1 protein-coding gene is annotated in these 355 nt (G+C 65.9%); it reads left to right on the top strand.

The features are described from left to right. Positions 1–355: hypothetical protein (locus DSY14_RS28340; RefSeq protein WP_211719629.1), on the top strand; the 355-nt coding region annotated here is incomplete at both ends.

The raw sequence follows: 355 nt of genomic DNA, 5'->3' as shown, positions 1-355 counted from the left end.
ACACCGTGTACGCGCCCGACGTTGCCGCCGCCCAGTTGCCGGAGTTCGACCAGGTCTACTCCCGGGAGAGCTTCCTCGCGAAGCTCGGCCTGGACAAGGACGGCGCCGCACCGAGCGGCCAGACCTTTGTCTCACGCGTCATCCCCGTGGGCACCAAGGTCACGTCCTCCAGCGACAGCACCGCAACAGTCGCACTCTGGTACACATCCCTCTTCGGCCTGTCGGGCGAGGGTTCCACGAACCCCGTGACCGAGAGCTGGTACACGACGACCTACCAGTTGAAGTGGGTCGACGGTGACTGGAAGGTCACCGACTTCACCCAGAAGGACGGCCCGGTCCCGGTCGGACGGGACCA

This window comes from Nocardiopsis sp. MG754419 (assembly GCF_018207095.1).
Taxonomy (GTDB): domain Bacteria; phylum Actinomycetota; class Actinomycetes; order Streptosporangiales; family Streptosporangiaceae; genus Nocardiopsis.
This window is presented reverse-complemented; position numbering and strand designations above follow the sequence as displayed.